This window comes from Streptococcus sp. FDAARGOS_520 (assembly GCF_003812685.1).
GTDB classification, from domain to species: domain Bacteria; phylum Bacillota; class Bacilli; order Lactobacillales; family Streptococcaceae; genus Streptococcus; species Streptococcus agalactiae.
Genome location: NZ_CP033810.1, coordinates 904,356 through 931,043, shown reverse-complemented (window position 1 = coordinate 931,043; position 26,688 = coordinate 904,356). Strand labels below are relative to the sequence as shown.

General features: G+C 34.3%; 23 protein-coding genes. 14 read left to right on the top strand and 9 right to left on the bottom strand.

Going from position 1 to position 26,688, the window contains the following annotated elements:
* Positions 1–46: 46 nt before the first annotated feature.
* From EGX96_RS04780 to EGX96_RS04755, 6 genes are all read left to right on the top strand, one after another.
* A complete protein-coding gene (locus tag EGX96_RS04780) occupies positions 47–2,029 on the top strand; it encodes a DHH family phosphoesterase (RefSeq protein WP_123957822.1) in 1,983 nt (660 codons plus the stop codon).
* 5 nt (positions 2,030–2,034) lie between these two features.
* A complete protein-coding gene (gene rplI / locus EGX96_RS04775; protein ID WP_000864242.1) occupies positions 2,035–2,487 on the top strand; it encodes a 50S ribosomal protein L9 in 453 nt (150 codons plus the stop codon).
* A 42-nt stretch (positions 2,488–2,529) separates the two neighbouring features.
* On the top strand, positions 2,530–3,885 hold the full coding sequence (gene dnaB, locus EGX96_RS04770) for a replicative DNA helicase (protein WP_000230635.1): 1,356 nt from the start codon (positions 2,530–2,532) through the stop codon (positions 3,883–3,885).
* Between the two features lie 11 nt (positions 3,886–3,896).
* Entirely contained in the window at positions 3,897–4,184 is a 288-nt protein-coding gene (locus EGX96_RS04765; RefSeq protein ID WP_001278152.1) for a Veg family protein, read from the top strand.
* Positions 4,185–4,513: 329 nt separating this feature from the next.
* Positions 4,514–5,125, top strand: a complete 612-nt coding sequence (gene rpsD, locus EGX96_RS04760) for a 30S ribosomal protein S4 (RefSeq protein WP_000092759.1) — start codon at positions 4,514–4,516, stop codon at positions 5,123–5,125.
* 243 nt (positions 5,126–5,368) lie between these two features.
* Complete coding sequence (locus EGX96_RS04755) at positions 5,369–5,665, top strand: DUF4298 domain-containing protein (protein WP_001052251.1); 297 nt, start codon at positions 5,369–5,371, stop codon at positions 5,663–5,665.
* A gap of 85 nt (positions 5,666–5,750) precedes the next feature.
* Here the strand turns inward: EGX96_RS04755 and EGX96_RS04750 are convergent, their stop codons facing one another.
* Positions 5,751–6,290, bottom strand: a complete 540-nt coding sequence (locus EGX96_RS04750; protein WP_000245860.1) for a TetR/AcrR family transcriptional regulator — start codon at positions 6,288–6,290, stop codon at positions 5,751–5,753.
* Positions 6,291–6,428: 138 nt separating this feature from the next.
* Here EGX96_RS04750 and EGX96_RS04745 point away from each other — a divergent pair, with 138 nt between their 5' ends.
* From EGX96_RS04745 to EGX96_RS04720, 5 genes are all read left to right on the top strand, one after another.
* Positions 6,429–8,747, top strand: a complete 2,319-nt coding sequence (locus tag EGX96_RS04745) for a YhgE/Pip domain-containing protein (protein ID WP_123957821.1) — start codon at positions 6,429–6,431, stop codon at positions 8,745–8,747.
* Between the two features lie 66 nt (positions 8,748–8,813).
* Positions 8,814–9,170, top strand: a complete 357-nt coding sequence (locus EGX96_RS04740) for a DUF1304 domain-containing protein (RefSeq protein ID WP_000105939.1) — start codon at positions 8,814–8,816, stop codon at positions 9,168–9,170.
* Between the two features lie 133 nt (positions 9,171–9,303).
* Positions 9,304–10,047, top strand: coding sequence for an alpha/beta fold hydrolase (locus EGX96_RS04735; RefSeq protein WP_000138570.1), 744 nt, complete (start codon positions 9,304–9,306; stop codon positions 10,045–10,047).
* Positions 10,031–12,571, top strand: a complete 2,541-nt coding sequence (gene mprF / locus EGX96_RS04730) for a bifunctional lysylphosphatidylglycerol flippase/synthetase MprF (RefSeq protein WP_000733242.1) — start codon at positions 10,031–10,033, stop codon at positions 12,569–12,571. Before EGX96_RS04735 ends, mprF begins: the two co-directional genes overlap by 17 nt.
* 88 nt (positions 12,572–12,659) lie before the next feature.
* Positions 12,660–14,005, top strand: a protein-coding gene (locus tag EGX96_RS04720; RefSeq protein ID WP_165727796.1) for an IS3-like element IS861 family transposase whose coding sequence is annotated in 2 segments (ribosomal slippage) — positions 12,660–13,116 and positions 13,116–14,005 — 1,347 coding nt in all. Because the reading frame shifts where the segments join, the coding sequence is not laid out codon by codon here.
* An 80-nt stretch (positions 14,006–14,085) separates the two neighbouring features.
* Here EGX96_RS04720 and EGX96_RS04715 read toward each other — a convergent pair.
* The 4 genes from EGX96_RS04715 to EGX96_RS04700 all read right to left on the bottom strand — a co-directional run bounded on the left by EGX96_RS04715 (position 14,086) and on the right by EGX96_RS04700 (position 18,672).
* On the bottom strand, positions 14,086–15,600 hold the full coding sequence (locus tag EGX96_RS04715; protein WP_000209288.1) for an ABC transporter permease/substrate-binding protein: 1,515 nt from the start codon (positions 15,598–15,600) through the stop codon (positions 14,086–14,088).
* A 2-nt stretch (positions 15,601–15,602) separates the two neighbouring features.
* Positions 15,603–16,325 (bottom strand): ABC transporter ATP-binding protein, encoded by a 723-nt coding sequence (locus EGX96_RS04710; RefSeq protein WP_000622721.1) that lies wholly within the window; start codon positions 16,323–16,325, stop codon positions 15,603–15,605.
* Positions 16,326–16,546: 221 nt separating this feature from the next.
* A complete protein-coding gene (locus tag EGX96_RS04705; protein ID WP_000675241.1) occupies positions 16,547–17,380 on the bottom strand; it encodes a DNA-binding domain-containing protein in 834 nt (277 codons plus the stop codon).
* A complete protein-coding gene (locus tag EGX96_RS04700; protein WP_000884296.1) occupies positions 17,377–18,672 on the bottom strand; it encodes an ATP-binding protein in 1,296 nt (431 codons plus the stop codon). The genes EGX96_RS04705 and EGX96_RS04700 overlap by 4 nt, the downstream gene beginning before the upstream one ends.
* A gap of 102 nt (positions 18,673–18,774) precedes the next feature.
* On the opposite strand from EGX96_RS04700, the gene argF reads away from it, so the two are divergent.
* The 3 genes from argF (at position 18,775) to EGX96_RS04685 (ending at position 22,358) form a co-directional block, all read left to right on the top strand.
* A complete protein-coding gene (argF, locus tag EGX96_RS04695; protein ID WP_000793622.1) occupies positions 18,775–19,773 on the top strand; it encodes an ornithine carbamoyltransferase in 999 nt (332 codons plus the stop codon).
* 11 nt (positions 19,774–19,784) lie between these two features.
* On the top strand, positions 19,785–20,711 hold the full coding sequence (gene arcC, locus EGX96_RS04690) for a carbamate kinase (RefSeq protein WP_001074357.1): 927 nt from the start codon (positions 19,785–19,787) through the stop codon (positions 20,709–20,711).
* Positions 20,712–20,804: 93 nt separating this feature from the next.
* Positions 20,805–22,358, top strand: a complete 1,554-nt coding sequence (locus EGX96_RS04685; RefSeq protein WP_001114296.1) for a YfcC family protein — start codon at positions 20,805–20,807, stop codon at positions 22,356–22,358.
* A 109-nt stretch (positions 22,359–22,467) separates the two neighbouring features.
* Here EGX96_RS04685 and EGX96_RS04680 read toward each other — a convergent pair whose 3' ends face one another.
* The 4 genes from EGX96_RS04680 to EGX96_RS04665 form a co-directional block, all read right to left on the bottom strand.
* A complete protein-coding gene (locus EGX96_RS04680; protein WP_000898853.1) occupies positions 22,468–23,832 on the bottom strand; it encodes a sensor histidine kinase in 1,365 nt (454 codons plus the stop codon).
* Positions 23,816–24,487, bottom strand: a complete 672-nt coding sequence (locus tag EGX96_RS04675; protein WP_000699614.1) for a response regulator transcription factor — start codon at positions 24,485–24,487, stop codon at positions 23,816–23,818. Before EGX96_RS04675 ends, EGX96_RS04680 begins: the two co-directional genes overlap by 17 nt.
* Before the next feature lie 84 nt (positions 24,488–24,571).
* Complete coding sequence (locus EGX96_RS04670; protein ID WP_000186293.1) at positions 24,572–25,243, bottom strand: PepSY domain-containing protein; 672 nt, start codon at positions 25,241–25,243, stop codon at positions 24,572–24,574.
* Positions 25,244–25,693: 450 nt separating this feature from the next.
* Positions 25,694–26,503 (bottom strand): hypothetical protein, encoded by an 810-nt coding sequence (locus EGX96_RS04665; RefSeq protein ID WP_001125681.1) that lies wholly within the window; start codon positions 26,501–26,503, stop codon positions 25,694–25,696.
* Between the last annotated feature and the right edge of the window lie 185 nt (positions 26,504–26,688).

The following is a 26,688-nucleotide window of genomic DNA, read 5'->3' as shown; positions in this document are numbered from 1 at the left end:
TATCAGGGGCGTTTTGTGTTATAATTAGGTCTTAAGAGGTTATTTAATGAAAAGATTTCGTTTTGCAACCGTCCATTTAGTTTTAATAGGCCTGATTTTATTTGGACTATTAGCTATTTGTGTTAGGTTATTTCAATCCTATACGGCTCTATTATTGGCTATTTTTGTTGCTTTATCTTTTGTTGTTGCCTTATTATATTACCAAAAGATAACTTATGAACTATCTGAAGTTGAACAAATTGAATTACTTAATGATCAAACAGAAGTTTCTCTTAAGAGTCTTCTTGAACAAATGCCAGTTGGTGTTATACAATTTGATCTTGAAACAAATGATATTGAGTGGTTTAACCCTTATGCAGAATTGATTTTTACTGGGGATAATGGTCATTTTCAGTCTGCTACTGTTAAAGATATCATTACTAGTAGACGTAATGGAACGGCTGGGCAATCATTTGAATACGGTGATAACAAATATTCAGCTTATTTGGATACAGAGACGGGTGTTTTCTATTTCTTCGATAATTTCATGGGGAATAGAAGAAACTATGATAGTTCAATGCTACGTCCAGTTATTGGTATTATTTCCATTGATAACTACGATGATATTATGGATACTATGTTAGAGGCTGATATGTCAAAGATTAACGCCTTCGTGACTAGTTTTATTTCTGATTTTACACAGTATAAAAATATTTTTTATCGTCGTGTCAATATGGATCGATACTATATTTTTACCGACTATAGCGTTTTAAATACATTGATAAAAGATAAATTTGATATTTTAAATGAGTTTCGAAAACGCGCTCAGGAAAACCATTTATCATTAACATTAAGTATGGGAATTTCTTATGGTGATGGTAACCATAATCAAATTGGGCAAATTGCTTTAGAAAATCTTAATACAGCACTCGTTCGCGGAGGAGATCAAATAGTAGTACGTGAAAATGATAGTAGTAAAAAAGCACTTTACTTTGGTGGTGGTGCTGTTTCAACTATTAAACGTTCACGAACACGTACCAGAGCTATGATGACTGCTATTTCTGACCGTTTGAAAGTAGTTGATAGTGTCTTTATTGTGGGACACAGGAAATTGGACATGGATGCACTAGGTGCATCTGTAGGGATGCAATTTTTTGCTAGTAATATTGTTAATGCCAGTTATGTAGTTTATGACCCAAATGACATGAATTCTGATATTGAAAGAGCAATTGATTACTTGCAAGAAGACGGCGAAACACGTCTCGTAAGTGTTGAGAGAGCTTTTGAATTAATTACTCAAAATTCTTTATTAGTCATGGTAGACCATTCTAAAACAGCTTTAACCTTATCTAAGGAATTCTTTAACAAGTTTGCAGATGTTATTGTGGTAGATCATCATAGAAGAGATGAAGATTTTCCAAAAAATGCTGTTCTTTCATTTATAGAAAGTGGCGCAAGTAGTGCCAGCGAATTAGTTACAGAATTGATTCAATTTCAACAAGCTAAAGATAAATTAAGCCGCAGTCAAGCAAGTATTTTAATGGCTGGTATCATGCTTGATACAAGAAATTTTGCATCTAATGTAACGAGTAGAACTTTTGATGTGGCAAGCTATTTACGCGGTTTAGGTAGTAATAGTATGGCTATTCAAAAAATATCAGCTACAGATTTTGATGAATATCGTTTAATTAATGAATTGATTTTAAAAGGTGAGCGTATTTATGATAACATCATTGTTGCTACCGGAGAAGAACATAAAGTTTACTCGCATGTTATAGCTAGTAAAGCAGCTGACACCATGTTGACAATGGCAGGTATTGAGGCTACTTTTGTTATTACTAAAAACAGTTCAAATATTGGTATTTCAGCGCGCAGTAGAAATAATATCAATGTCCAGCGTATTATGGAAAAACTTGGTGGTGGCGGACATTTTAGTTTTGCTGCTTGTCAAATACAAGACAAGTCTGTAAAGCAAGTTAGACGTATGTTACTGGAAATAATTGACGAAGATTTAAGAGAAAATAGTACAGTCGAAAATAGAAGGGATTAATTGAGATGAAAGTTATTTTTTTACAAGATGTTAAGGGGAAAGGAAAAAAAGGTGAGGTTAAGGAAGTACCTACTGGTTATGCTCAAAACTTCTTATTAAAAAAGAATCTAGCTAAAGAAGCAACGACACAAGCTATCGGTGAATTAAAAGGAAAACAAAAGTCCGAAGAAAAAGCACAAGCAGAAATTTTAGCACAGGCAAAGGAGCTGAAAACACAATTAGAATCCGAAACTACCCGAGTGCAATTTATTGAAAAGGTAGGTCCAGATGGTCGTACGTTTGGTTCTATCACAGCCAAAAAGATTGCTGAAGAGTTACAAAAACAATACGGCATTAAAATTGACAAACGTCATATTGATTTAGATCATACTATTAGAGCGATTGGTAAGGTTGAAGTACCAGTAAAATTACATAAACAGGTTTCTTCACAGATTAAGCTTGATATCAAAGAAGCGTAAACTGAGAGATGATAAAGGTTGACAAGTCAGGAGGAATGAAGTTTGGTAGAAGTATCTGAGCTAAGAGTACAACCTCAAGACCTGTTGGCAGAACAGGCCGTTCTAGGATCTATCTTTATCTCACCAGAGAAACTGATTATGGTGAGAGAATTTATAAGTCCAGATGATTTTTATAAATATTCACACAAAGTTATCTTCAGAGCGATGATTACCTTAGCTGATAGAAATGATGCAATTGATGCTGCTACTGTTAGAAATATTTTAGATGACCAAGGTGATCTTCAAAACATTGGTGGGTTGGGCTATATTGTTGAATTAGTTAATAGTGTTCCAACAAGTGCTAATGCGGAGTTTTATGCCAAAATAGTTTCTGAGAAAGCCATGTTGCGAGATATCATTTCTAAGTTGACAGATACTGTCAACATGGCCTATGAAGGAAATGATTCTGATGAAATTATTGCCACCGCTGAGAAGGCTTTAGTTGATATTAACGAACACAGTAATCGTAGCGGGTTTAGAAAGATATCTGATGTTTTAAAAGTTAATTACGAAAACTTAGAATTACGTTCACAGCAAACCTCAGATGTCACAGGTTTACCAACTGGATTTAGAGATTTAGACAGGATTACTACAGGTTTACATCCAGATCAATTAATCATCTTAGCGGCCCGTCCTGCAGTAGGTAAAACAGCCTTTGTTTTAAATATTGCTCAAAATGTTGGAACTAAACAAAATAGACCTGTAGCTATTTTTTCACTTGAAATGGGGGCTGAGAGTTTAGTTGACCGTATGTTGGCAGCAGAGGGAATGGTTGATTCTCATAGTTTACGAACTGGTCAGTTGACGGATCAAGATTGGAATAATGTAACGATTGCTCAAGGAGCTTTGGCGGATGCGCCAATTTATATTGATGATACGCCCGGGATTAAAATTACAGAAATTAGAGCACGCTCTAGGAAGTTATCTCAAGAAGTTGATGATGGTTTAGGTTTAATCGTCATTGACTACCTCCAATTAATTTCAGGAACTAGACCAGAAAATCGTCAGCAAGAAGTTTCTGAAATTTCAAGGCAGTTGAAGATTTTAGCTAAAGAATTAAAGGTTCCTGTTATCGCATTAAGCCAGCTCTCTCGTGGGGTTGAGCAAAGGCAGGATAAACGACCGGTCTTATCTGATATTCGTGAATCTGGATCGATTGAACAAGATGCTGACATTGTTGCTTTCTTATATCGAGATGATTATTATCGTAGAGAGGGCGAAGAAGCAGAGGAAATTGTAGAAGATAATACTGTTGAGGTTATTTTAGAAAAGAACCGTGCTGGTGCGCGTGGGACAGTAAAATTAATGTTTCAAAAGGAATATAATAAATTTTCTAGTATAGCTCAATTTGAAGAATAGGAGATGTTAATATGAGTGATGCATTTGCAGATGTTGCAAAAATGAAAAAAATAAAAGAAGATATCAAGTCACATGAGGGACAGATGGTCGAACTTACTCTCGAAAATGGTCGTAAGAGGGAAAAAAATAAAATTGGGCGCCTAATTGAAGTTTACCCATCTTTGTTTATCGTAGAGTATAAGGATACTGCAGCTGTACCAGGAGCAATTGATAATACTTATGTAGAGTCTTACACTTATTCAGATATTTTAACTGAGAAAACTTTAATTCGTTATTTTGATGACGAGTCAGCAGAATAGTATGAAAACCTCGACTGAGGTTTTTTGTTTCTATAAAAAAATTTACTAATTCTCTATTGGTGGTTAGAATTAAGAATCTTTCTTATTATAATTGGAAATACTTATTAGATGTCTATTTGTATTTAAGGTTTAAGAGACATAAAAACTTGATTCAATATTATTTTCATGATATAATATAGCTTGTGTGAAATAACAGCAGAAAAATATGAAGCTCGTCAACAGGTGGTTAACTAATCTAGTACCCTTTGCTGTTTAGGCGAAAATCCCCTGCACGAATCAGGATTTTTTAAATCGTTATTTCCTCAATTATTTTAGAGGAGGACATTTAGATGTCACGTTATACTGGTCCATCATGGAAACAATCACGTCGCCTTGGTTTATCACTTACAGGCACAGGTAAAGAATTGGCACGTCGTAACTACGTACCTGGTCAGCACGGTCCTAATAACCGTAGCAAGCTTTCAGAATATGGCTTGCAGTTAGCTGAGAAACAAAAACTTCGTTTTTCATACGGACTTGGTGAAAAACAATTCCGTAACTTGTTCGTACAAGCTACTAAAGCAAAAGAAGGAACTCTTGGTTTCAACTTTATGGTTCTTTTAGAGCGTCGTCTTGATAACGTTGTTTATCGTTTAGGACTTGCAACAACTCGTCGCCAAGCTCGTCAATTTGTTAACCATGGTCATATCCTTGTTGATGGTAAACGTGTTGATATCCCATCATACCGCGTTACTCCAGGACAAGTTATTTCAGTTCGTGAAAAATCAATGAAAGTACCTGCAATCCTTGAAGCTGTTGAAGCTACTTTAGGACGTCCAGCTTTCGTATCATTTGATGCTGAAAAACTTGAAGGTTCATTGACTCGCCTTCCAGAACGCGATGAAATTAACCCAGAAATCAATGAAGCACTTGTCGTTGAATTCTACAACAAAATGCTTTAATTATTACATTACATACTTTAAAAGCCTATTTTATAGGCTTTTTTTGCTATATACTTTTTAGTGAGTCATTATATTTAATGAACCAAAAAGATTTTAAACTAACATTAGAATAAAAATCAACACTGTCAGTTTGTAATGAGTAATTTTTTACTTTGTAAAAAGGATATAGTAGAGTTAACGTTACAAATACTTGAGAATGATAACTTATCTCGTCGAATCTTATATAACTAAGGAGATTTTATTATGAATCTAAATGATAGATTAAAAATAGAAGAAATGGAAGAGAAGTATGATAGCTTCAAACCTAGAATCAATGCATTAGTAGAAGCTATAGATGATTTTCAAAAGCACTATGAAGATTACGTGAAATTAAGAGAATTTTATGGTAGCGAAGACTGGTTTAGACTATCAGAACAAACAGAAAATAATCTCAAATGCGGTGTACTGAGTGAGGATCAGCTCTTTGATTTTATAGGAGAACATAACGAGCTTGTAGGCCAATTTTTAGATATGTCTTCTCAAATGTATCGTCATTTATAATGTCAGTCCTTATTAGTGTTGTTATCCTATAATGAGGATAAAATAAACCTAACTAAAAATGACCAGCCTATAAGGAAGGCTGGTTTTAAGTTTGAGGTAATAAACTGAGTAGCACTTGTGTAATTTGTTGAGGGCTTTCTTTTTTTCCTCGTGTTATCCACATTTGATAGACTCCAAAAATAGCATGACTGAGATAGACACTATAATACAAACGGTTGATATCAGACTTTGTTGCATCTGGATTGACCACAGGTAATTCTTTAGAAAGCATTAATTGTAATTTATTAAGGATGTAGGTCTGAATTTCTTTTGTTCCATTTTGGGTTAAGAGAGCAGCAAATAATGATTCTCTATCTAAGAATTGAAAAATTTCGAGCAAGGCATCTTCTTTTTTAAATTGATTGCGATCAAAAATATATTCGACTTTATTGAAGAGTGACTGTTGGTATTGATCAATCATTTCATATTTATCTTTATAATGAGTATAAAAACTAGAACGACTGATTCCAGCTGTTTTAGTTAGATTAATCGTTGAAATTTCATCGAAGCTCTGATCTTTTAATAACGTAATCATAGCTGCTTCAATAGCTCTTTTTGTTTTTTCTCTCCTCGTATCGTTTACCATATTAATTACCCCTTAATATTTTTGTACATTTTTAAACACAGTGTCCAAAAACGAGATTTTTATCTTGAAATTATCTATCATCACTGTATAATATATTTTATCAAAAAAATGAACAATATGTCCAAAATAGGAGAAAAAATGTTAGACGAATTAAAAGCAATCATAAAAAGCCCAAAATTATGGATTACGATGGCTGGGGTTGCACTGATTCCAACGCTATATAATGTTATCTTTCTAAGCTCAATGTGGGATCCTTATGGGAATACTAAAAATTTACCTGTGGCAGTCGTTAACCAAGATAAATCGGCTAAATTAAATGGAAAAACTATTTCAATTGGCAAAGATATGGAGGACAATTTGTCTAAAAATGATAGCTTAGATTTCCATTTTACAACAGCTAAAAGAGCAGAAAAAGAATTAGAAAAGGGTCACTATTATATGGTTATTACCTTTCCTAAAGATCTTTCTAGAAAAGCGACAACTCTCATGACAGAAAAACCAGAAAGGTTAAATATTACTTATAAAACTACTAAGGGGCGTAGTTTTGTAGCTTCAAAAATGAGTGAGACAGCAGCTAATAAACTAAAAGATGAGGTAGCAGAATCTATTACAGGGACTTATACTGAATCAGTTTTTAAAAATATGGGTTCTATGAAAACAGGTATCAATAAAGCTGCTGATGGGAGTCAAGAATTATTAAATGGTTCTAATAAGCTACAGGATGGGAGCCAAACCTTGACAAGTAATTTAGATGTTTTAGCAAGCTCTAGTCAAACTTTTTCTGGAGGAGCTAATAAACTAAATAGTGGAATAAACCTTTATACAGATGGTGTGGGGACCCTATCTAACGGGTTAGAAACATTATCAGATGGTGTTACTGCTTACACAACAGGTGTGCATAAGTTGAGTGAAGGTAGTCAAAAATTAGATGATAAGTCTCAAGCATTGGTGGAAGGATCAGAAAAGTTGACGGATGGTTTACAACAATTGTCACAAGCAACTCAACTAAAACCAGAGCAAGAACGTACTTTGCAGAACCTTTCAGATGGATTAAAGAATCTAAATCAGATTATTACAAATTTACAATCGACAGCAACTACTGATAGCGATACTAATAGTAAGTTATTTAATTTTTTATCAACTATTGAATCAAGTACAAAGGCTTTGATGAATACGGCTGCTGCTGATAAACAAAAGCAAATGACTGCGGTACAATCAACGTCAGCTTTTAAAAGTTTAACCCCTGAACAACAATCTCAAATCACCTCAGCGGTTACTGGAACACCTACTTCAGCTGAGACAATTGCAGCAAATATTTCTTCAAATATAGAAAATATGAAAACTGTGCTTAGTGAAGCATCTAGTTCAGCCCCTTCTAATAATGGATCACAAAATCTTCAAACTTTGTCAGGAACAGCTAACAATTTAGTATTAAAAGCTATCTCAGATTTAGATAAAATTCAAAAATTGCCAACGGCTACTAAGCAGTTATATCAAGGTAGTCAAACCTTGACAAAAGGAATCACGGATTATACGAATGCTGTAGGGAAATTACGCAAAGGTGCAGTAACTTTAGATAGTAAATCCAATCAATTGATTTCAGGAACACAAAAAGCAAGTCAGGGAGCTCAAACTTTAGATAGTAAATCGGATCAATTGAGAGACGGAGCGGGGCAATTAGCTAGTGGTTCTGATAGAATTGCAGATGGTTCTAATAAGCTTGCTGGGGGAGGACATCAGTTGACAGATGGGTTGACAGAGTTGTCAGGTGGTGTTTCTCAATTATCAAGTTCTTTGGGGAAAGCTGGGGACCAGTTGTCCATGGTTTCTGTAAATAAAGATAATGCCAATGCAGTATCTAGCCCAGTCACTATCAAGCATGAAGATTATGATAGCGTTGATACGAATGGTGTTGGAATGGCACCATACATGATTTCAGTTGCGTTGATGGTGGTAGCTTTATCAGCCAATGTTATTTTTGCGAAAGCTTTATCTGGCAAAGAGCCAGCTAATCGTTTTAGTTGGGCTAAAAATAAATTATTAATCAATGGATTCATTGCAACTCTAGCAGCAACTATCTTATTTTTTGCAGTTCAATTCATAGGTCTTAAACCAGATTACCCTGGAAAAACCTACTTTATTATCCTATTGACAGCATGGACTTTGATGGCATTAGTAACTGCTTTAGTGGGATGGGATAATAGGTATGGTTCCTTCTTGTCGTTATTAATATTATTATTCCAGCTTGGTTCAAGCGCAGGAACTTACCCAATAGAATTGAGTCCTAAGTTCTTTCAAACAATTCAACCATTTTTACCGATGACTTACTCTGTTTCAGGATTAAGAGAGACCATCTCGTTGACGGGAGACGTTAACCATCAATGGAGAATGCTAGTAATCTTTTTAGTATCATCGATGATACTTGCTCTTCTTATTTATCGTAAACAAGAAGATTAATAGAAAGTATCTAGTGATAGACTAACAGTATGATATGGTATGTCAAAGTATTTAGGAGGAGAAGATATGTCTACTTTAACAATAATTATTGCAACATTAACTGCTTTGGAACATTTTTATATTATGTATTTGGAGACGTTAGCCACCCAGTCAAATATGACTGGGAAGATTTTTAGTATGTCTAAAGAAGAGTTGTCATATTTACCCGTTATTAAACTTTTTAAGAATCAAGGTGTATACAACGGCTTGATTGGCCTATTCCTCCTTTATGGGTTATATATTTCACAGAATCAAGAAATTGTAGCTGTTTTTTTAATCAATGTATTGCTAGTTGCTATTTATGGTGCTTTGACAGTTGATAAAAAAATCTTATTAAAACAGGGTGGTTTACCTATATTAGCTCTTTTAACATTCTTATTTTAATACTACTTAGCCGTTCGATTTAGTTGAACGGCTTTTAGTAATCATTTTTTTCTCATAATACAGGTAGTTTAAGTAATTTGTCTTTAAAAATAGTATAATATAACTACGAATTCAAAGAGAGGTGACTTTGATTATGACTGAGAACTGGTTACATACTAAAGATGGTTCAGATATTTATTATCGTGTCGTTGGTCAAGGTCAACCGATTGTTTTTTTACATGGCAATAGCTTAAGTAGTCGCTATTTTGATAAGCAAATAGCATATTTTTCTAAGTATTACCAAGTTATTGTTATGGATAGTAGAGGGCATGGCAAAAGTCATGCAAAGCTAAATACCATTAGTTTCAGGCAAATAGCAGTTGACTTAAAGGATATCTTAGTTCATTTAGAGATTGATAAAGTTATATTGGTAGGCCATAGCGATGGTGCCAATTTAGCTTTAGTTTTTCAAACGATGTTTCCAGGTATGGTTAGAGGGCTTTTGCTTAATTCAGGGAACCTGACTATTCATGGTCAGCGATGGTGGGATATTCTTTTAGTAAGGATTGCCTATAAATTCCTTCACTATTTAGGGAAACTCTTTCCGTATATGAGGCAAAAAGCTCAAGTTATTTCGCTTATGTTGGAGGATTTGAAGATTAGTCCAGCTGATTTACAGCATGTGTCAACTCCTGTAATGGTTTTGGTTGGAAATAAGGACATAATTAAGTTAAATCATTCTAAGAAACTTGCTTCTTATTTTCCAAGGGGGGAGTTTTATTCTTTAGTTGGCTTTGGGCATCACATTATTAAGCAAGATTCCCATGTTTTTAATATTATTGCAAAAAAGTTTATCAACGATACGTTGAAAGGAGAAATTGTTGAAAAAGCTAATTGAAAAAGTCAAATCACTGACTTCTGTGATTAAAATTGTATTTTTTATATCTGTTTTAGTGCTTATTATTGTTGAAATGATTCATTTGAAACGAACTATTTCTGTTGAGCAACTAAAGAGTGTTTTTGGGCAATTATCTCCAATGAATCTTTTCTTAATTATCCTTGTGGGGGTTATCGCTGTCTTACCGACAACCGGATATGACTTTGTACTGAATGGACTTTTACGTACAGATAAAAGCAAAAGGTATATTTTACAGACTAGTTGGTGTATCAACACTTTTAATAACTTGTCAGGATTCGGTGGCTTAATCGATATTGGGTTGCGCATGGCTTTTTATGGTAAAAAAGGTCAAGAGAAGAGTGACCTAAGAGAAGTGACTCGTTTTTTACCCTATCTTATTTCTGGTCTGTCATTTATTAGTGTGATTGCCTTAATCATGAGCCATATTTTTCATGCCAAAGCTAGTGTTGATTACTATTATTTGGTATTAATTGGTGCTAGTATGTATTTTCCTGTTATTTATTGGATTTCTGGTCATAAAGGAAGCCATTATTTCGGAGATATGCCATCTAGTACTCGTATAAAATTAGGTGTTGTTTCTTTTTTTGAATGGGGATGTGCGGCCGCAGCATTTATAATTATCGGTTATTTAATGGGCATTCATCTACCAGTTTATAAAATTTTACCACTATTTTGTATTGGTTGTGCCGTCGGGATTGTATCCCTTATTCCCGGTGGATTAGGAAGTTTTGAATTAGTTCTATTTACAGGGTTTGCTGCCGAGGGACTACCTAAAGAAACTGTGGTTGCATGGTTATTACTTTATCGTTTAGCCTACTATATTATTCCATTCTTTGCAGGTATCTATTTCTTTATCCATTATTTAGGTAGTCAAATAAATCAACGTTATGAAAATGTCCCGAAAGAGTTAGTATCAACTGTTCTACAAACCATGGTGAGCCATTTGATGCGTATTTTAGGTGCATTCTTAATATTTTCAACAGCATTTTTTGAAAATATTACTTATATTATGTGGTTGCAGAAGCTAGGCTTGGACCCATTACAAGAACAAATGTTATGGCAGTTTCCAGGTTTATTGCTGGGGGTTTGTTTTATTCTCTTAGCTAGAACTATTGATCAAAAAGTGAAAAATGCTTTTCCAATTGCTATTATCTGGATTACTTTGACATTGTTTTATCTTAATTTAGGTCATATTAGTTGGCGACTATCTTTCTGGTTTATTTTACTATTGTTAGGCTTATTAGTCATTAAGCCAACTCTCTATAAAAAACAATTTATTTATAGCTGGGAAGAGCGTATTAAGGATGGAATCATTATCGTTAGTTTAATGGGAGTTCTATTTTATATTGCAGGACTACTATTCCCTATCAGGGCTCATATTACAGGTGGTAGTATTGAACGCCTGCATTATATCATAGCATGGGAGCCGATAGCATTGGCTACGTTGATTCTTACTCTCGTTTATTTATGTTTGGTTAAGATTTTACAAGGAAAATCTTGTCAGATTGGTGATGTGTTCAATGTGGATCGTTATAAAAAACTACTTCAAGCTTACGGTGGTTCTTCGGATAGCGGTTTAGCCTTTTTAAATGATAAAAGGCTCTACTGGTACCAAAAAAATGGAGAAGATTGCGTTGCGTTCCAATTTGTAATTGTCAATAATAAATGTCTTATTATGGGGGAACCAGCCGGTGATGACACTTATATTCGTGAAGCTATTGAATCGTTTATTGATGATGCTGATAAGCTAGACTATGACCTTGTTTTTTACAGTATTGGACAGAAGTTGACACTACTTTTACATGAGTATGGTTTTGACTTTATGAAAGTTGGTGAGGATGCTTTAGTTAATTTAGAAACGTTTACTCTTAAAGGGAATAAGTACAAACCTTTCAGAAATGCCCTAAATAGAGTTGAAAAGGATGGTTTCTATTTCGAAGTTGTACAATCGCCACATAGTCAAGAGCTACTAAATAGTTTGGAAGAGATTTCTAATACTTGGTTAGAAGGACGTCCTGAAAAAGGTTTCTCACTAGGATATTTTAATAAAGATTATTTCCAACAAGCCCCAATAGCTTTGGTAAAAAATGCTGAACACGAAGTTGTTGCTTTTGCTAATATTATGCCAAACTATGAAAAGAGTATTATCTCTATTGATTTAATGCGTCACGATAAACAGAAAATTCCGAATGGCGTTATGGATTTCCTCTTTTTATCATTATTCTCTTATTATCAAGAGAAGGGATACCACTATTTTGATTTGGGGATGGCACCTTTATCAGGAGTTGGTCGCGTTGAAACAAGTTTTGCTAAAGAGAGAATGGCGTATCTTGTCTATCATTTCGGTAGTCATTTCTACTCATTTAATGGTTTACACAAGTATAAGAAGAAGTTTACACCATTGTGGTCGGAACGTTATATTTCTTGTTCTCGTTCGTCCTGGTTAATTTGTGCTATTTGTGCCCTATTAATGGAAGATAGTAAAATTAAGATTGTTAAATAAGCTTTATTTGGCAATTAAAAAGAGCATGTCATGCTGAACTGCACCCCAAAAGTTAGACAAAAAATCTAACGATTGGGGTGCTTTTCTGATGAAATTAAGTTATGAAGATAAACTAGAAATATACGAGTTAAGAAAGATCGGGATGTCCTGGTCTCAGATTAGTCAACGATATGATGTTCGTATCTCGAATCTTAAATACATGATAAAACTCATGGATCGGTATGGTGTAGAAATCGTCGAAAAAGGTAGAAATGAGTATTATCCACCTGAATTAAAGCAGGAAATGATAGATAAAGTCTTGATTCATGGTTGTTCTCAACTCTCTGTTTCTCTTGATTATGCTCTCTCTAATTGTTCTATACTCACAAATTGGCTTTCCCAATTTAAGAAAAATGGTTATACTATTGTTGAGAAAACAAGAGGGAGACCGAGTAAAATGGGACGTAAGCGTAAGAAAACTTGGGAAGAAATGACAGAGCTCGAGCGACTTCAGGAAGAAAATGAGCGCTTGAGAACGGAGAATGCCTTTCTAAAAAAGTTGAGGGATTTGCGCTTGAGGGACGAAGCCTTACAGAGCGAACGGCAGAAACAATTAGAGAAATGGTCACAGGAGGATTCCGACTAGACCTCTTACTTGAGATAACTAAGATAGCTCGTGCAACTTACTATTATCAACTAAAGAAACTGAATAAACCAAATAAAGACAAAGCAATCAAATCTGACATTCAATCCATTTATGATGAACATAGAGGAAACTATGGCTATCGTCGGATTTATTTAGAACTGCGAAATCGTGGCTTTGTCATCAACCACAAAAGGGTGCAAGGCTTGATGAAAAGTATGGGCTTGACTGCTCGTATTCGTCGTAAGCGCAAGTATGCCTCTTACAAAGGTGAGGTTGGTAAGAAGGCTGATAACCTGATTCAACGCCAGTTTGAGGGGTCGAAGCCCTATGAGAAGTGCTATACCGATGTGACGGAGTTTGCTTTACCTGAAGGGAAACTTTATCTATCGCCTGTTCTTGATGGCTATAACAGTGAGATAATTGATTTTACCCTGTCTCGGTCTCCTGACTTGAAACAGGTTCAAACCATGCTTGAGAGGGCTTTTCCTGCGGCTTCATACAGCGAAACCATTCTCCACAGCGACCAAGGCTGGCAGTACCAGCACAAGTCCTACCATCAATTTCTGGAGGACAAAGGCATTCGTCCTTCTATGTCACGGAAGGGGAACAGTCCTGACAACGGTATGATGGAATCTTTCTTTGGGATTCTAAAATCTGAGATGTTCTATGGCTTGGAGAAGTCTTACAAATCACTTGATGACCTTGAGCAAGCTATCACAGATTACATTTTTTACTACAACAACAAGCGAATCAAAGCAAAACTAAAAGGACTTAGTCCTGTGCAATACAGAACTAAATCCTTCACTTAAAATAAATTGTCCAACTTTTGGGGGTCAGTACAATGCGACATGCTCTTTTTAAATCATTTAATACCATTGATTGCTTGAATCTACTTTATAATATGATGTGCTTTTAAATATTGTTTAGCTACTGTAGCTGCTGATTTATGCTTTACAGCTACTTGGTAGTTCATTTCTTGCATTTCTTTTTCAGTGATATGACCAGCAAGTTTATTGAGAGCTTTTTTTACTTGAGGGTATTTTTTAATCGTATCTTGCCTTAGTAGCGGTGCTCCTTGATATGGCGGAAATAGATGCTTATCGTCTTTGAGAATTTGAAGTTGATACTGGATTAATTCACTATCGGTAGAGTAAGCGTCAATAATATTGACATCTTTACTATTGATAGCTTGGTATCGTAAAGCAGGTTCTAAGGTTGAGATATCAAGGTTTAAACCATAATGTTTCTGTAAACCAATACTCCCATCCTCTCTATCCTTAAATTCTAAAGTGAAACCAGCTTTTAGTTTATCTAATTTTTTTAGGTCGCTGATATTTTTGAGTTGATTAGCTTCAGCGTAATCTTTTTTAACAGCTACAGCGTAGGTGTTTTGATAAGCCATAGGTGACAAAAGTGACAACTTATCTTGTTTTAAAATACCGTTTTTGGCTAAGTTGTAAACCTGTTTAGGGTTATTACTTACTTTAGGAGGATTTTTAAGTAAACTTGATGTAATAGTACCTGTAAACTCTGGGTAAAGATCAATATCACCAGATTTTAGGGCTTGATATAAGAAAGTTGTTTTTCCGAAATTAGGTTTAAGCTTAACTTTGATATCTGTCTGATCCTCAATAAGTTCTTTGTACATATTAATTAAAATATCTGGTTCAGTTCCTAACTTCCCTGCAACAGTTATCGTTGCAGTATTTGTTCCAGGCATCCATTTTGGAGCATAGGATAGTCCTAAGCCTGCTAGTAAAAGTATACCAGAAACGGCTATGGTTCGTAATCTAGCCTTTTCTAGTAATCCAATTAAACCACTAAATATAATAGCTAAGACAGCAGAAGAGATTGCCCCTATGAGAATTAGAGAAGGATTGTTGCGATCAATCCCTAACAAAATAAATGATCCAAGGCCACCAGCTCCGATAAGACTAGCTAATGTAGCTGTACCAATAATCATAACAGAGGCAGTTCTAATGCCTGAGATGATAACAGGCATACTTAAAGCTAACTCAAACTTTTTAAGCCTTTCCCAACGTGTCATTCCAAAAGCGGTTGCTGCCTCAATGAGATTAGCATCAATTTGCATCAGTACTGTTACAGTATTTTGTAAAATTGGAAATAGAGCGTAAATAATTAGTGCAACGACAGCTGGTACAGTTCCAATTCCCATAAAAGGTATAAATAAACCAAGCAAGGCTAAAGAAGGAATTGTTTGAAATATCCCAGTTATCTGAAGGACAACATGACTGATTTTTTTATAATGACTAATGATGATACCGAGTGGAATAGCAATTAAAGTTGCTAAAATAAGTGTTAGTAGTGATAGCTGGAGGTGTTCAATAAGACTTTGAGTCCAATCTCCAAAACGCTCTTGAAAGGTAGTGATTAGTGTTGTCATACTCAGTTCTCCTCTTCAAATAGGGTTCTAACAAATTGGTCAGAGGGATTATTTTGAATTATTTCTGGTCTATCCAATTGCACTATCTTACCTTCCTTAATAACACAAATTCTATCTGCAAGACGCATAGCTTCCTTCATGTCATGGGTGACAAACACTAATGTAATACCCAATTCAGACTGTAATTGTTTGGTGATATCTTGTAATTGACGTCTTGAGATAGGGTCTAAAGCAGAAAATGGCTCATCCATAAGTAGTACCTTAGGTTTAGCAACGATTGCTCGTAGGATACCTATGCGTTGTTGTTCCCCACCAGAGAGCTCATGAGGATAGCGATTAAAGTAGTCCTTAGCAGGTAAACCCACCTTATCAAGAAGGTCGCTAGCGGCTTTTTTTTGGTCACCTTTTGACCAGCCCTTCATTTCAGGGATAAGTTCTATATTTTCTCCAACTGTTAAATTAGGGAAAAGTGCAATTTGTTGCAAGACATAACCAGTTTCTAAGCGTAATTGTCGCAAATCAAGTGATGTAATGTTTTCCCCATCTAAAGTAATAGCGCCTTGGCTTGGTTCGATGAGACGATTAATCATCTTGAGGATGGTAGTTTTACCACTGCCACTGGCCCCCACAAGGACAAAGAATTCTCCTCTTTGAATATGGCAACTAATATTATCAATGATGGTATGATCACCATATGATTTACTAACATTTTCAAATGAAATCATGTAATTTACTTTCTAGTGCGTAACGAGTGTAGGTCGTATGATATTAGGGTTATATTAGCATAAAGTAGACATTCAAACAACTATCTGACATTTAAATTGTCAGAAACGATAAACTAGAAGCAAAAACAAACACCTTGCGGTAGACAAGGTGTTTGTTGGAGATTTATGAAAAGAAAAGTTTTAGGATGGTTATAGTATATAAGGCCATGCTTAAACAAGTCTTAAAACGTTTTACTCTGTAAAATAAGTTCATCGAAAAAATGTTTAAGTGAAATTTTACCACCATACATGCTTTTTCCTTGAATAAGTTGTGCCTCATTATGGATATTCTGAAATCCAAACAATGCATTAGCATATTGCAGTGTTAATTCATTTTCAAAATCATCAATGTACAGATGAGCCATATTTATCATAGCTTTTTTAACGGCACGACGAATACGTTGTAAAATGATTTTTTGTTGGTGTTCATCGATAGAAAGTTCTTTTTGAAAATCAAATTGGGCAAAATTTAATTCTTGTTTTAATAAAAGTTCACAGATGTTAAGAATATCTGTGTAGGCTGTCTCTGAAGTAATACCTAAATAACTGAGTATTGAACGGATTTTAGTGAGGTTACTAGTCGTTATAGGCTTTTGATATGATGGCGTATTTTCTAGGAGATTTTGGATTGTATTTAATTTTTTTTGCATTTCGATAGTATCAGTGACACGTTTCACGACGCTTTTTACTTCAATAATATTAATGGGTTTATTAATAAAAAATTCGATTCCTGCTTTATATGCTTCTTGTCGTAAATCATTATCTTTGACTTGGGAAATCATAATAAATTTTAAATCGGAACGCTGTTTATAGATTTTTTGGACTAATGTTACACCGTCTAATATTGGCATTAATAAATCAATCAATACGATATCAACATCTGCAATCAGCAATTCGTTGTATGCTTTACTGGAGACATTATTCACTCTGACTACTGTATTATTGAAATCTTCTTCAATAATATCTTGTAAAATCATAGTGATAGTGGGGTCATCATCAATAATATAGAATTTCACGTATTATCTCCTAACTTAAATCGATTTTTACGGAATAACAGTGTAAATGTTGTTCCATTTGGCTGATTAGGACAAACAGTTATCGTTCCTTGATATTGCTCTTCCATTAAAATACGCACGTGGGATAGCCCGATTCCTCGATAGATATCACCATTAGCATCAAATTTAGTCGAAAATCCAGGTTTGAAAATCATGTGTTTCATTTTATCAGGTATTCCTGGTCCGTTATCACTAATCTCAATTTTAATAAAATCTTCTAATTCTTCTGTGTGAACACTGATTGTACCCTTTTTTTGTTTATCAATAGCTTCTACTGCATTTAAAACGATATTGGAAATAATGGTTAGTAAATAGTAATAGTTTGATATTATCAAATTACATTTATTATTTTCGAGAATAATGATATCTTGATGCCGAAATTGAATAATACTCCTAGTATAAGATAAAACAATTTGAAAGATATCTTTCAATGCCATAGTTGATTCATTTTTTACACTAAAATAGGTTCCTAAGCCTTTAATAATATTTTGGTAATCTTTCTTAACTTCGTGAACGTCCCGCGAAATATCTAGAGAGAGGTGTTGGTATTCTTTAGGTAGATGATATTTGGATAACTCTTTATCTAATAAATAAGCATTTTTCATGATGTTTTCAATTTCAATGATATTTTTTTGCATAAAATAAACCTCGCTTTTAACGGCTGAAGTTGACCACATAAAATAATAGTATCGACGTTCGTGATCGTCTTTTTGTAAGAGAAGTGATAGATAACTATAAGTATAAGCCACAGCGCAACTAATAAAAGCTCGCAAAAGTGCTATGGCAAATAAAGTAGCGAATATAGTTATAGTATAATTGTTAAACTTTATGAGAAAACTAATTTCTACAAGGTTGGCAAAATAATCACAAATAATGATAGAAAAGAAAAAAGTACCTTTATTACGGTAGGAACGATGCCAATAAATAGTATAAAAGGTGATGCCATAACAAATATAAAACGCCATATCAGTTAAAACGAATTCAATTATTTGATGAATCTCAGCCTCGCCAGCGATACTTAATATGATTCCTCTGAAGATAGGAGAAGCAAAAGTAATTCCTAGACAGAGAAGAATTGGATTAATGTCGTCATTAAAATATAAAAAGACAGGCAAAATGAACAAAGATAAGGTCATAATAAACCCATCAGCAAGTATTGAGATATTGATTTGAGCAGCTAAGGCGATAGCTATTGCAGAGATAATAATACGCTGCCTTCTTTCTAGATGTTTTTCTGATAATATATCTAGCATATAAATGTCCTTAAAGTTTTTTTGAAGATTTTTGATGAATTTTGATTATTTTTGAAAGCGATATCTACAATAAGAGTATAAAAAAAAAGGAGGCAATAAGCAATGAAAAATTTACGTAACCGTAGTTTTCTTACTTTATTGGATTTTAGTACAGCAGAAGTTGAATTTCTTTTAAAACTTTCAGAAGATTTAAAACGTGCTAAATACGCAGGAATTGAACAACAAAAACTTGTTGGTAAAAATATCGCTTTGATTTTTGAAAAAGATTCTACACGGACACGTTGCGCTTTTGAAGTTGCTGCTCACGATCAAGGAGCTCATGTTACTTATTTAGGTCCAACAGGCAGTCAGATGGGTAAAAAAGAGACCTCAAAAGACACTGCGCGTGTGCTAGGTGGTATGTATGATGGTATTGAGTATCGTGGATTTTCTCAAGAAACAGTTGAGACTTTAGCCGAATTTTCAGGAGTTCCTGTGTGGAATGGTTTAACCGATGCTGATCATCCAACGCAAGTACTAGCCGATTTTCTGACCGCTAAGGAATGCTTACATAAGCCCTATAAAGATATTCGCTTTACGTATGTGGGTGATGGACGTAACAATGTCGCTAATGCCTTGATGATCGGTGCTTCTATTGTAGGCATGACTTATCATTTGGTTTGTCCTAAAGAATTAGAGCCAGATCCTGAACTACTCTCTAAATGTCAAGAAATTGCGAAAACTACTGGTGCTTCTATTGAAATCACTGCTGATATTGCAGAAGGCGTCAGAGATTCAGACGTCCTATATACAGATGTTTGGGTTTCAATGGGAGAACCGGATGAAGTTTGGAAAGAAAGAATAGCTCTTTTAGAACCCTATCGTATTACCCAAGAAATGCTTAATATGACAGAAAATCCAAACGTTATTTTCGAGCATTGCTTGCCCTCATTTCATAATATAGATACTAAAGTTGGATACGACATTTATGAAAAATATGGTTTGAAGGAAATGGAAGTATCAGATGAAGTTTTTGAAGGCCCTCACTCAGTTGTTTTCCAAGAAGCTGAAAATCGTATGCATACTATTAAAGCAGTTATGGTAGCAACTTTAGGTGATTAGGAGGAATTTTCATGGCAAAAATTGTTGTTGCACTAGGAGGAAATGCCTTAGGAAATTCTCCAGAAGAACAATTAAGATTAGTAAAACATACTGCAAAATCATTGGTGGCCTTGATAAAAAAGGGACACGAAATTGTTGTAAGTCATGGTAATGGACCACAAGTTGGTGCCATTAATTTAGGAATGAATTTTGCGGCTGAGAGTGGTCAAGGAACTAATTTTCCTTTTCCAGAATGTGGAGCAATGAGCCAAGGATACATAGGCTATCATCTCCAACAGAGCCTTTTAAATGAATTACGTCAAGAGGGAATAAATAAGGAAGTTGCTACAATTATTACCCAAATTGAGGTGGATGAATCAGACCAAGCATTTAGCGCACCTACCAAGCCTATAGGCACCTTTTATGATAAGGAGACATCAGAAAAGATTGCTATAGAGAAAGGGTATACTTTCGTAGAAGACGCTGGACGAGGGTATCGTCGTGTTGTTGCTTCACCTGAACCTAAAAAAATCATCGAAATTAATAGCATTAAAACACTTATTGAAAATGATACCCTAGTTATCGCAGGTGGAGGTGGAGGCATCCCTGTCATTAATAAGGGAGGTTATGAAGGTATTGCAGCTGTTATTGATAAAGACAAATCTAGTGCACTGTTAGCAGGAGAACTAGCTGCGGATCAATTGATTATTCTCACTGCAGTTGATTATGTTTATACTCAATTTGGTAAAGAAAATCAAAAAGCTTTAACAGAGGTTAATGAGAATCAAATGATTGATTACGTTAACCAAGGTGAGTTTGCAAAAGGAAGTATGTTACCTAAAGTAATAGCCTGTATGAGTTTCTTAGATCACAATCCGAAAGGAACAGCCTTAATCACCTCATTAAATGGTTTAGAAGATGCATTAGATGGGAAATTAGGAACACGTATAACTAAGTAATCTCAGATAAGTGCAAAGAAATGATTATTTAACCTTCATCTTTGCACTTTTTCTGATGAAGTCAATCTATTTTTATTATAGAGGAGGCGTGTCATGCCAGAAAAAATGACAAACAGTGAAAACAAAAGGAGTAAAGGTTTTCGAATGCCAGGTGCCTTTACAATATTATTCATTTTAACAATCTTTTCGGTTTTGGCTACATGGTGGATACCTGCTGGGTCCTATTCAAAATTACAATTTGATACAGCATCATCCAAACTAGTAGTAACAGATCCAAATGGTAAGACAGTTCATGTTCCAGCAACGCAAACACAGTTGGATAAGATGAATGTCAAAATTAAAATTAAAGAATTTACTTCTGGTGCTATTAGTAAGCCAGTTTCAGTTCCAAATACTTACAAACGTTTGAAGCAAAATCCAGCAGGCATTGGCTCCGTGACGACTAGTATGGTAAATGGAACCATTGAAGCTGTTGATATTATGGTATTTATCATGGTACTTGGAGGCATGATAGGAGTAGTTAGAAAGAGTGGCGCTTTTGAGTCTGGTCTTCTAGCTTTAACAAAGAAAACCAAAGGTAGAGAGTTTTTATTGATATTTTTAGTTTCCTTATTGATGGTTTTAGGCGGTACTCTATGTGGTATTGAAGAAGAAGCAGTTGCTTTTTATCCTATTTTAGTTCCAATCTTTTTAGCCATGGGTTATGATTCTATCATTTGTGTAGGTGCTATTTTCTTAGCAAGTTCTGTTGGGACATCATTTTCAACAATTAATCCGTTTTCTTCTGTTATTGCTTCAAATGCAGCTGGTATTAGTTTCACAGAAGGCTTATCATGGCGTACAGCAGGGTGTATTGCAGGTGCTATTTTTGTTGTGGTGTATCTACATTGGTATGCTAAAAAAATAAAAGCGAATCCAGAGTTTTCATATTCCTATGAAGATAGAGTAGAATTTAATGCTAAATGGGGCATGACAACTAACCATACACCCTCACTCTTTACTATTAGACAAAAAATTATTTTAAGTTTATTTGTTATTTCATTTCCTTTGATGGTTTGGGGAGTAATGTCACAGGGATGGTGGTTTCCAACCATGGCTTCTTCCTTTTTAGCTATTACAATTATTATTATGTTTTTAACAGCAACTGGGGCAAATGGTATTGGAGAAAGGGATGTTGTTGATGAGTTTGTTAATGGTGCATCAAGCCTTGTTGGGGTTTCATTAATCATTGGTTTAGCGCGTGGTATCAATATTATTTTGAGCCAAGGTTATATATCAGATACGATGCTTTACACAGCTTCAAAATTAGCTTCACATGTTAGTGGCTCTGTCTTTATCATTGTTATGATGTTTATCTACTTTGTGTTAGGATTTGTTGTTCCATCCTCGTCGGGTTTAGCAGTACTTTCAATGCCAATTCTAGCACCTCTTGCAGATACTGTTGGGATTCCTCGTTCAGTAGTAGTAATGGCTTATCAATTTGGGCAGTATGCAATGTTGTTTTTAGCACCTACTGGACTAGTTATGGCAACCTTGCAGATGTTAGATATGAAGTACTCCCATTGGCTAAAATTTGTGTGGCCGGTTGTTTTATTCCTCCTAATATTTGGTGGCGGTTTGTTAGTTCTACAAGTTTTAATACTTTAAAGATTTCAGCTATTAGTCTCAAAAATATCTGAAGAGATATAATAAATTGAGTTTAAGTTAAATAAAAAAAACGATAGGTGTAATCTATCGTTTTTTTTATTTCCTTTCTCTAGTCTTTCTTCAATTTTGGAAAGGTGAGCGTAAACTGACTGCCATCATCAGGTTTAGAATCAACCCATATTTTAGCACGGTGTATTGTAGCGATTTGTTTTACTAAAGATAGCCCTAAACCAATTCCAGACTGACTATCCTTGGTTCGAGCAGAGTCCACTTGATAGAAACGGTTCCAAATTTTACTTTGGTCATCAACTGAGATACCTAGACCATTATCTTTAATAGAGAAGACAATTTGATTATCGGACTGTCTTAGACTAATAGAAATATGATTGTTTGTAAATTTAATAGCATTTGAAAATAGATTATCAAAAAGCCGTTTGAGTAGTGTTTGTTGACCTATAATCCAAAGGTCATCTTCGATTTGAGAGTCAAGGTGTATAGGGGTATTATCTAATAATCTACTCGAATCGGATACTAGTTGCTTCATCATAATTGAGAAATTAAGAGGTTCTAACTGAATTGATAATGGATTTTCTGCCTTAGTCAATTCTAGAAGTTGCTCAACTAATTTTTTCATTGATAGTGACTGACGGTGTATAACCTCAAAGGATTCTTTTGCTTCACTTAAATTTTCTGCGTAGTTTTTTCCGTATTCACTTTCAGAAAGTATAACTGTTACAGGAGTCCGTAGTTCATGAGAAACATCATTGTTAAATTGTTTTTCCCGAACAAATGATGATTCAATAGAAGCCAACATAGTATTGATAACAGCTGCTAGCTCAGTTAATTCATTTTCGTTATTTTTAGTGATAATTCGCTTAGTATAGTCTTCATTTTGGGTAATAAATTGAGCGGTTTCAGTAATTTCTTGAATCGGTCTAAAAGTGCGCTTTAAAATTAAATAGCCACCAACAGTTATTATAATCAACATAAGAGGAAGAACGATACCCAAACTAAATAACAATTCAGTTAATTGCTTATCCAGTCTGTCAACAGTACGGATAGCACGTAACCACTGATTTTTCCCAGAAATTGGAATATCAACATACTGAAAGGTACGATTCTCCATGGAAAATAGAGATAATTTCTTTTTATGTTTATGTTGATGGTCTAAATCCCTTTTAAATCCTTTTGGAAAACCAGAATAGATAACTTTTCCATTTTGGTCATAGACTGAATAAAATATTCCATCTTCAAAAGCCTCATACCGATGACCTTTAGCTAACGCTTGACTCATTTGCACAGCTTTAGCTTCTAAATTTTTTTTAGATTTGTTTTCAGCAATGCTTTTTGAAATAAAAAATGAACCAATTAATACACCGATAACAAGGATAAAAATAAAAGAGCTGTACCAGAGGGTAATTTGAGTGATGATGCTAGACTTTTTAGGGTAATTTATTTTACTTTGGAATAACATATCCTAAACCTCGTTTAGTTTTTATTAGTGATCCATCTCGATTGTTATCTAGTTTTCGACGAAGGTTTTTGATAAGGACATCAATAATATTGGACTCTCCATAATAATCATAATCCCAAACGTGTTCACGAATTTGATGACGAGAGAGGACTTGGTCTCTGTGACGTGCCAAATACTCAAGGACTTCGTATTCCTTAGCTGTTAAATCAATCAAATTGTCGTTTCTCCAAACTTGCTTTGTAGATAAATTGATTGTTATATCTTGAATTTGAATATCATCAGAAGATACTTGTCTATTTGCACGTCGTAACATAGCTCGAATTCGGGCCATGAGTTCTCCAAATTCAAATGGTTTTACAAGGTAATCATCCGCACCAAAATCTAGACCTGCGATACGATCTTCAACGGCATCTCGAGCAGTCAACATAAGAATAGATACTTGACTTCCTTTGTTGCGAAGCAGTTTTAAAAAGGTGAAGCCGTCCATTTTTGGCATCATTACATCTAAGATAATCACATCATATTCTGCCACTGAAACAAATTGTAAGGCTTCTTCACCATTTGAAGCACTGTCAACACTGTAGTGTTGCTTTTTTAAAAGTTTTACAATACTACGGTTCAAGTCAAACTCATCTTCAACAACAAGGATTTTCATTTTTTGGCCTCCGTATGGCTTTTTTCCATTATATCACAAAAGGGAATGGAGTACTGAGGTCCTATTCCCTTTAATACACTAGTATTAGTCGTGATTTTTATGAGTTGTATTAAGCTTATTTGCCTTTATAAATGATGCTTTATCACTATCAAATTGGGCAATCTTAGGAGTATTTCCATCAAGTAGTTTTACTTTATAAACTAGCTTATTTGATTTGTTATTCGCAAGAGAAATTTCTTTTATTTTTGCATTTTTATATTTTGCTTGAATAGCTTGTAATGCAGTCTGAATATCTTTACTTGGTTGTTTTAATTGGGCATCTTTTGAATTGAGTTGATTATCTGATGTTGTTGAAAGGATCTTCCCAGAATTAGCATCAATTTTATATTTTTTAGCTATTTTATTATCAATAACTTTGATTTCATAAAAAGGTGTATCACCTTTGGTATTTAATTCAATTTGTGAAATAAAGCCTGAGCGAGCTTCTTTTTTGGCAGTTTCTAAGGCAGTCTTATAATCGATTTTTGTCGAGATATTCTTTAATGTTTTTAGTGAGTATTTTTCTCTATGATCGTGATGTTTATCGTGTCCTTCATGCTTATGTTCAAAAGACATGTGTTCTGAGTGATGGTTATGCGCTAATGCAGCTCCACTTACTCCTATAGCTCCCCCAATACCAAGTAGCGTAATGGAAGCTAACCCTACGTATAATTTATTGCTCATGAATTTTTTAAAGTTGTTTTTATAGTTTGTCATACTGACTTCCTTCTTTCTTTTTTCAAACCTTGGATTAGGTTTGTTACTTCTGAGTATATAGTCGTAAAATGAATCTAAAATGAATTTTTAAAATTAAGAACAATATTTTCAGTTATAAAAAAGTGAGTTTTAAAAGAATGACTAACTACCTGAAGGTAAGAGGTAAATTTATACTTTTTTGTCAGATTTTATTTTTAAAAATAAAAAGCCCAGAAATATTGATTTCATAGGCTTTTTTATAATCAATTATTTAACTTCAGTAAGCGTAATGTGTGATTTAGCAATATTTGTTACGTTCAGAAACGTTGATTTTACGGGCTTTTAAATCTTTCAATTATTGATGAAATAGAGTGATTTTGCCCTTGCATCAGTTTTAATCAGACAAAAATCAGACAAAATTTAGTTCACTGCTAATAAATTGGATAAGAGTGTGGTCGCTTTATTAGTGATTCACCCAAACTGGCATAACTTACTTGGATTAGTTATCCACGGAAGTGAATCGGGAGAAATTTCTTTAGGGGCAGAATATATCTCTACTCTTTCAATACTAACTGTTAGTGAATTTTCTTCATCTGACCTGTCTGCTTGAACTTGGTGGAAAATACGTAATTTAAACGATTGTTCGTACCAATTATTCAAGCAATCCTGAAAATAGATTGAAAATTTGATAGGAGAAATGAGCAAATGAAATTTATCTTCCTGATTAAATTCTTTAAGATAACCATTTTTTTCATAGAACATAAGATTAAGTTGTACCTTATGGTTTGAATATAAAATTGGATTAAGTTGATAATAATAGCCACCATCATCAAAATAAGTAGCTTCAAAATTTCCTATATATAAATTATACAATTCTCTAGTTCCAAGATTTTCCAGAGAGATGGTGACATTTGGAGTGTCAATATTATCCTTTCTTAAAAGGTTTGGATATGCTTTGGGGAATATAAAGTCAAATTGAATATACTTATCCTTGTAGCTATACTCGTCAACAGGTGACACATTAATCATAGGCTTTACAATCCGTTTAGTATCCTCTATCTGTGACTCATACTGACTGTTAATTGTTATAATTACACCATACAGAGTTAACCCGCTTCCTAAAAGCGTAGCGTAAATATTCCAAATTTCAATATTTAAAGTCTTTATATTAAAACCAAATTTCGTTGGAAGATTAACTATATCAAGGACTAATAGTAGAAAAGAGATTACTAAGATTAAGCCTCCTATATTGATGAAATTGTTTATCCTATTCTTGGGCATGGGTAAAATTCCTTTTATTCAGTATAAAAATAAAGTATAAATGATAAGTCACTTACCAGTCGCTAAGTGAAGCGAAATCCAACTCTGCTTCACATAATAAAAAACAAGTGAAGCCAAAACAGGTTTCGCTTCATTAAGAAATAGATAAGAGAAGTAAAGATGACTTTTGCTTCACTAAAAAAGAA

Excerpts from the sequence above, each read along its gene's own strand:
- EGX96_RS04670 (WP_000186293.1), bottom strand. The coding sequence starts at position 25,243 with ATGACAAACTATAAAAACAACTTTAAAAAATTCATGAGCAATAAATTA.
- EGX96_RS04740 (WP_000105939.1), top strand. The coding sequence starts at position 8,814 with ATGTCTACTTTAACAATAATTATTGCAACATTAACTGCTTTGGAACAT.
- EGX96_RS04675 (WP_000699614.1), bottom strand. The coding sequence starts at position 24,487 with ATGAAAATCCTTGTTGTTGAAGATGAGTTTGACTTGAACCGTAGTATT.
- EGX96_RS04715 (WP_000209288.1), bottom strand. The coding sequence starts at position 15,600 with ATGACAACACTAATCACTACCTTTCAAGAGCGTTTTGGAGATTGGACT.
- EGX96_RS04710 (WP_000622721.1), bottom strand. The coding sequence starts at position 16,325 with ATGATTTCATTTGAAAATGTTAGTAAATCATATGGTGATCATACCATC.
- EGX96_RS04735 (WP_000138570.1), top strand. The coding sequence starts at position 9,304 with ATGACTGAGAACTGGTTACATACTAAAGATGGTTCAGATATTTATTAT.
- EGX96_RS04680 (WP_000898853.1), bottom strand. The coding sequence starts at position 23,832 with ATGTTATTCCAAAGTAAAATAAATTACCCTAAAAAGTCTAGCATCATC.
- EGX96_RS04755 (WP_001052251.1), top strand. The coding sequence starts at position 5,369 with ATGAATCTAAATGATAGATTAAAAATAGAAGAAATGGAAGAGAAGTAT.
- EGX96_RS04765 (WP_001278152.1), top strand. The coding sequence starts at position 3,897 with ATGAGTGATGCATTTGCAGATGTTGCAAAAATGAAAAAAATAAAAGAA.
- arcC (WP_001074357.1), top strand. The coding sequence starts at position 19,785 with ATGGCAAAAATTGTTGTTGCACTAGGAGGAAATGCCTTAGGAAATTCT.
- rplI (WP_000864242.1), top strand. The coding sequence starts at position 2,035 with ATGAAAGTTATTTTTTTACAAGATGTTAAGGGGAAAGGAAAAAAAGGT.
- EGX96_RS04685 (WP_001114296.1), top strand. The coding sequence starts at position 20,805 with ATGCCAGAAAAAATGACAAACAGTGAAAACAAAAGGAGTAAAGGTTTT.
- EGX96_RS04750 (WP_000245860.1), bottom strand. The coding sequence starts at position 6,290 with ATGGTAAACGATACGAGGAGAGAAAAAACAAAAAGAGCTATTGAAGCA.
- EGX96_RS04665 (WP_001125681.1), bottom strand. The coding sequence starts at position 26,503 with ATGCCCAAGAATAGGATAAACAATTTCATCAATATAGGAGGCTTAATC.
- EGX96_RS04745 (WP_123957821.1), top strand. The coding sequence starts at position 6,429 with ATGTTAGACGAATTAAAAGCAATCATAAAAAGCCCAAAATTATGGATT.
- argF (WP_000793622.1), top strand. The coding sequence starts at position 18,775 with ATGAAAAATTTACGTAACCGTAGTTTTCTTACTTTATTGGATTTTAGT.
- rpsD (WP_000092759.1), top strand. The coding sequence starts at position 4,514 with ATGTCACGTTATACTGGTCCATCATGGAAACAATCACGTCGCCTTGGT.
- EGX96_RS04780 (WP_123957822.1), top strand. The coding sequence starts at position 47 with ATGAAAAGATTTCGTTTTGCAACCGTCCATTTAGTTTTAATAGGCCTG.
- EGX96_RS04700 (WP_000884296.1), bottom strand. The coding sequence starts at position 18,672 with ATGCTAGATATATTATCAGAAAAACATCTAGAAAGAAGGCAGCGTATT.